Origin of the sequence: Aurantibacter sp. (assembly GCF_042094015.1) — a bacterium.
Lineage (GTDB): Bacteria > Bacteroidota > Bacteroidia > Flavobacteriales > Flavobacteriaceae > Aurantibacter.
In genome coordinates this window covers 1-3,319 of record NZ_JBELDZ010000121.1, presented here as the reverse complement: position 1 = coordinate 3,319, position 3,319 = coordinate 1, and the positions used below count along the sequence as shown (strand labels likewise).

Annotated in this window: 8 protein-coding genes; all 8 read left to right on the top strand. The window is 33.3% G+C overall.

Translation table 11 applies throughout. From position 1 onward, the window contains the following. On the top strand, positions 1–68 hold a 68-nt coding region (locus tag ACFDSN_RS11900), incomplete at its 5' end, for a 50S ribosomal protein L18 (protein WP_375240075.1). Between the two features lie 6 nt (positions 69–74). Beyond that, positions 75–599, top strand: coding sequence for a 30S ribosomal protein S5 (gene rpsE / locus ACFDSN_RS11895; RefSeq protein WP_375240074.1), 525 nt, complete (start codon positions 75–77; stop codon positions 597–599). 10 nt (positions 600–609) lie between these two features. After that, positions 610–792: a 50S ribosomal protein L30 gene (rpmD, locus tag ACFDSN_RS11890; protein ID WP_375240073.1), complete on the top strand. Its 183-nt coding sequence runs from the start codon at positions 610–612 to the stop codon at positions 790–792. A gap of 12 nt (positions 793–804) precedes the next feature. Beyond that, positions 805–1,257: a 50S ribosomal protein L15 gene (rplO, locus tag ACFDSN_RS11885; protein ID WP_375240072.1), complete on the top strand. Its 453-nt coding sequence runs from the start codon at positions 805–807 to the stop codon at positions 1,255–1,257. Between the two features lie 10 nt (positions 1,258–1,267). Then, a complete protein-coding gene (gene secY / locus ACFDSN_RS11880) occupies positions 1,268–2,629 on the top strand; it encodes a preprotein translocase subunit SecY (RefSeq protein ID WP_375240071.1) in 1,362 nt (453 codons plus the stop codon). 8 nt (positions 2,630–2,637) lie between these two features. Beyond that, positions 2,638–2,853 (top strand): translation initiation factor IF-1, encoded by a 216-nt coding sequence (infA, locus tag ACFDSN_RS11875; RefSeq protein ID WP_027126052.1) that lies wholly within the window; start codon positions 2,638–2,640, stop codon positions 2,851–2,853. A gap of 4 nt (positions 2,854–2,857) precedes the next feature. After that, the gene (gene ykgO, locus ACFDSN_RS11870; RefSeq protein WP_013305171.1) at positions 2,858–2,974 is read left to right on the top strand and encodes a type B 50S ribosomal protein L36; all 117 of its coding nucleotides are present in this window, start codon (positions 2,858–2,860) and stop codon (positions 2,972–2,974) included. A gap of 2 nt (positions 2,975–2,976) precedes the next feature. After that, the coding region (gene rpsM / locus ACFDSN_RS11865) for a 30S ribosomal protein S13 (protein WP_375240070.1) at positions 2,977–3,319 on the top strand (343 nt) is incomplete at its 3' end.

The following is a 3,319-nucleotide window of genomic DNA, read 5'->3' as shown; positions in this document are numbered from 1 at the left end:
GATACTTATATCATGGAAGAGTAAAATCATTAGCTGAAGGAGCTAGAGAAGCAGGACTTAAATTCTAAGAAATTATGTATCATAAATACAAAAGTGCAGAGTTAGTAAAACCAAGTGGATTAGATCTTAAAGATCGTTTAGTTGGAGTACAAAGAGTTACTAAAGTAACTAAAGGTGGTAGAGCATTTGGTTTTTCAGCAATCGTTGTGGTTGGTGATGAAGCTGGTGTTGTTGGACAAGGTTTAGGAAAGTCTAAAGACGTAGCTAGTGCAATTGCTAAAGCTATTGAAGATGCTAAGAAAAACCTAGTAAGAATTCCTATTATAAAAGGAACTTTACCTCACGAACAGAAAGGTAAATTTGGAGGAGCAAGAGTAAATATTATTCCTGCATCAGCTGGTACAGGAGTTATTGCTGGTGGAGCTGTTAGAACAGTTCTTGAAGCAGTAGGAGTACATGATGTACTATCTAAGTCTCAAGGTTCTTCAAACCCACATAACGTAGTTAAAGCAACTTTTGATGCTTTATTACAATTAAGAAGTGCTCATACTATCGCTCGCGAAAGAGGAGTATCTTTAGAGAAAGTGTTTAACGGTTAATTAGTATACAATGGCTAAGATTAAAGTAAAAAAAGTTAAAAGTGCTATCAATCGTACACTAAGACAAAAAAGAACTCTTGAAGCTCTTGGTCTTAAAAAGATTGGACAAGTCGTAGAACACGAAGCTACTCCTAATATTTTAGGGATGGTTAAAAAAGTTAATCACTTAGTTTCTTTTGAAGAAATTAAATAATACAACTGATAAATGAATTTAAGTAATTTAAAACCTGCAGAAGGTTCAGTTAAAAGTCAAGGTAAAAGAGTTGGACGTGGACAAGGTTCTGGAAAAGGTGGTACTGCTACACGTGGTCACAAAGGAGCAAAGTCACGTTCTGGTTACTCTAAGAAAATTGGATTTGAAGGTGGTCAAATGCCATTACAAAGACGTGTACCAAAATTTGGCTTCACTAACATTAATCGTAAAGAATATCAACCAATTAACTTAGATAAAATCCAAGAATTAATTGATGATAAGAAAATTACAGATAGTTTAGATTTTCAAACTATGCTTGATTTAGGATTAGCTCGTAAACACGAGATGGTTAAGATATTAGGTAGAGGAGAATTAAAATCTAAAATAACTATTACGGCTCATAAATTCTCTGCTACAGCAACATCTGCTATTGAAGCAGCAGGAGGACAAGCTGTAAGTTTATAACTCATAGCATATGAAATTTATAGAAACTATAAAAAATGTATGGAACATTGAAGAACTAAGAAACCGTATCTTAGTAACACTTAGTTTATTATTGGTGTATCGTTTTGGTGCTCAGGTGGTTTTACCTGGTATTGATACAGCTCAATTAGGTGGCTTACAAGATACTGCAGGTGGAGGTTTGTTAGGTGTTTTAAATGCCTTTACTGGAGGAGCTTTTGCAAATGCATCTGTGTTCGCGTTGGGTATTATGCCATATATTTCTGCTTCTATTGTTGTACAGCTAATGGGAATTGCTATTCCATATTTACAGAAACTCCAAAAAGAAGGAGCAAGTGGTCAGAAAAAAATCACTCAAATTACACGTTGGTTAACTATTGGTATTTGTTTAATTCAAGCACCTGGTTATTTAGCTAGTTTACCTGCTTTATCTGGAGTTGAGTCTATGAATAGTTTATTAGTAAATGGATTTTCATACCCTACATTTTTAGTATCATCTATTGTTATATTAGTAACAGGTACTATTTTTGCTATGTGGTTAGGAGAAAAAATAACTGATAAAGGGATTGGTAATGGTATCTCATTATTAATTATGGTAGGTATTATTGCTACTTTACCTAAATCGTTCTTACAGAATGCAGTATCTAGAATGGAAACTGGTAATAATGTAATGATGATTTTATTTGAAGTTGTTATTTGGTTTGCTATTATTTTTGCATCAATATTATTAGTAATGGCAGTTCGTAAGATAGCTGTTCAATATGCAAGACGTACAGCTACTGGAAGTTATGAGCAAGATGGTTTAGGTGGTAATAGACAATATATTCCTTTAAAGCTTAATGCTTCTGGAGTTATGCCAATTATCTTTGCTCAAGCAATTATGTTTGTTCCAGGCTTAATTGGAGGATCATCTTTATTAGAAGAAACTTCAGCAGGTCAATGGATGCAGACTAATTTTTCTGACATATTTGGTTTATGGTATAATATTGTATTTGCATTATTAATTATTGTCTTTACGTATTTTTACACAGCTATTACAGTTCCTACGAATAAAATGGCTGATGATTTAAAACGTAGCGGTGGTTTTATTCCAGGGATTCGTCCAGGAGGAGAAACATCTGAGTATTTAGATAAAATTATGTCACAAATTACATTACCTGGATCTATATTTTTAGCTTTATTAGCAGTGTTTCCTGCAATTATTGTAAAGTTATTAGATGTGCAATCTGGTTGGGCTTTATTCTTTGGTGGTACATCACTATTAATTATGGTTGGAGTTGCAATAGATACTATGCAACAAGTAAATTCTTACTTGTTAAATAGACATTATGATGGCTTGATGAAAACTGGTAAAAACAGAAAAGCAACAGCTTAATTTTTATTATGGCAAAACAGGCAGCAATAGAACAAGACGGAAGCATTATTGAAGCATTATCAAATGCTATGTTTCGTGTTGAATTAGAAAATGGTCATATCGTGACCGCTCACATCTCTGGTAAAATGCGTATGCATTATATTAAATTGTTACCAGGAGATAAAGTTAAATTAGAAATGAGTCCATACGATTTAAGTAAGGCTCGTATAACCTATAGATACTAACAAGATGAAAGTAAGAGCATCAGTTAAAAAAAGAAGTGCAGATTGCAAAATCGTACGAAGAAAAGGTAGACTTTACGTTATTAACAAAAAGAATCCTAGATTCAAACAAAGACAAGGATAGTTATGGCAAGAATTGCAGGTGTTGATATACCAAAACAAAAAAGAGGCGTTATTTCTTTAACTTATATCTACGGAGTAGGTAGAAGTCGCGCAGAAGAGATTTTAAAAACAGCTAAAGTTGACGAAAGTATAAAAGTACAAGATTGGTCTGATGATCAAATTGGTTCTATTCGTGATGCTGTTGGTACTTTCACTATTGAAGGTGAATTACGTTCTGAAACTCAATTAAACATTAAGAGATTAATGGATATTGGATGTTATAGAGGTATTCGTCATAGAGTTGGTTTGCCTTTAAGAGGTCAACGTACTAAAAACAACTCTAGAACTAGAAAAGGTAGAAGAAAAA